Annotated in this window: 2 protein-coding genes; both read left to right on the top strand. The window is 24.9% G+C overall.

Features of this window, described 5'->3' with window-relative positions; all coding sequences use genetic code 11:
* Positions 1 to 420 (top strand): GNAT family N-acetyltransferase (locus JVU85_RS13810; protein WP_046091389.1); only part of this gene is annotated, 420 nt, incomplete at its 5' end.
* Positions 421 to 1,860 (top strand): bifunctional aminoglycoside N-acetyltransferase AAC(6')-Ie/aminoglycoside O-phosphotransferase APH(2'')-Ia, encoded by a 1,440-nt coding sequence (locus JVU85_RS13805; protein WP_001028144.1) that lies wholly within the window; start codon positions 421 to 423, stop codon positions 1,858 to 1,860.
* The last annotated feature ends 98 nt before the right edge of the window (positions 1,861 to 1,958 follow it).

Below are 1,958 nucleotides of genomic sequence, written 5' to 3'. Positions count from 1 at the left end.
CACAGGAGTCTGGACTTGACTGAGTTTATGGAAGAAGTTTTAATTGATGATAATATGGTTTTTGATATTGATAATTTAAAAGGATTTCTTAATGATACCAGTTCATTTGGGTTTATAGCTAAAGAAAATAATAAAATTATAGGATTTGCATATTGCTATACACTTTTAAGACCTGATGGAAAAACAATGTTTTATTTACACTCAATAGGAATGTTACCTAACTATCAAGACAAAGGTTATGGTTCAAAATTATTATCTTTTATTAAGGAATATTCTAAAGAGATTGGTTGTTCTGAAATGTTTTTAATAACTGATAAAGGTAATCCTAGAGCTTGCCATGTATATGAAAAATTAGGTGGTAAAAATGATTATAAAGATGAAATAGTATATGTATATGATTATGAAAAAGGTGATAAATAAATGAATATAGTTGAAAATGAAATATGTATAAGAACTTTAATAGATGATGATTTTCCTTTGATGTTAAAATGGTTAACTGATGAAAGAGTATTAGAATTTTATGGTGGTAGAGATAAAAAATATACATTAGAATCATTAAAAAAACATTATACAGAGCCTTGGGAAGATGAAGTTTTTAGAGTAATTATTGAATATAACAATGTTCCTATTGGATATGGACAAATATATAAAATGTATGATGAGTTATATACTGATTATCATTATCCAAAAACTGATGAGATAGTCTATGGTATGGATCAATTTATAGGAGAGCCAAATTATTGGAGTAAAGGAATTGGTACAAGATATATTAAATTGATTTTTGAATTTTTGAAAAAAGAAAGAAATGCTAATGCAGTTATTTTAGACCCTCATAAAAATAATCCAAGAGCAATAAGGGCATACCAAAAATCTGGTTTTAGAATTATTGAAGATTTGCCAGAACATGAATTACACGAGGGCAAAAAAGAAGATTGTTATTTAATGGAATATAGATATGATGATAATGCCACAAATGTTAAGGCAATGAAATATTTAATTGAGCATTACTTTGATAATTTCAAAGTAGATAGTATTGAAATAATCGGTAGTGGTTATGATAGTGTGGCATATTTAGTTAATAATGAATACATTTTTAAAACAAAATTTAGTACTAATAAGAAAAAAGGTTATGCAAAAGAAAAAGCAATATATAATTTTTTAAATACAAATTTAGAAACTAATGTAAAAATTCCTAATATTGAATATTCGTATATTAGTGATGAATTATCTATACTAGGTTATAAAGAAATTAAAGGAACTTTTTTAACACCAGAAATTTATTCTACTATGTCAGAAGAAGAACAAAATTTGTTAAAACGAGATATTGCCAGTTTTTTAAGACAAATGCACGGTTTAGATTATACAGATATTAGTGAATGTACTATTGATAATAAACAAAATGTATTAGAAGAGTATATATTGTTGCGTGAAACTATTTATAATGATTTAACTGATATAGAAAAAGATTATATAGAAAGTTTTATGGAAAGACTAAATGCAACAACAGTTTTTGAGGGTAAAAAGTGTTTATGCCATAATGATTTTAGTTGTAATCATCTATTGTTAGATGGCAATAATAGATTAACTGGAATAATTGATTTTGGAGATTCTGGAATTATAGATGAATATTGTGATTTTATATACTTACTTGAAGATAGTGAAGAAGAAATAGGAACAAATTTTGGAGAAGATATATTAAGAATGTATGGAAATATAGATATTGAGAAAGCAAAAGAATATCAAGATATAGTTGAAGAATATTATCCTATTGAAACTATTGTTTATGGAATTAAAAATATTAAACAGGAATTTATCGAAAATGGTAGAAAAGAAATTTATAAAAGGACTTATAAAGATTGATTATATAATATATGAAAAGCTATTATAAAAGACATTAGTATTAAATAGTTTAAAAAAATGAAAAATAATAAAGGAAGTGAGTCAAGTCCAGACTCCTG

The organism is Staphylococcus sp. GDY8P72P, from assembly GCF_016890655.1.
In the GTDB taxonomy this organism is placed as follows: domain Bacteria; phylum Bacillota; class Bacilli; order Staphylococcales; family Staphylococcaceae; genus Staphylococcus; species Staphylococcus arlettae.
This window is presented reverse-complemented; position numbering and strand designations above follow the sequence as displayed.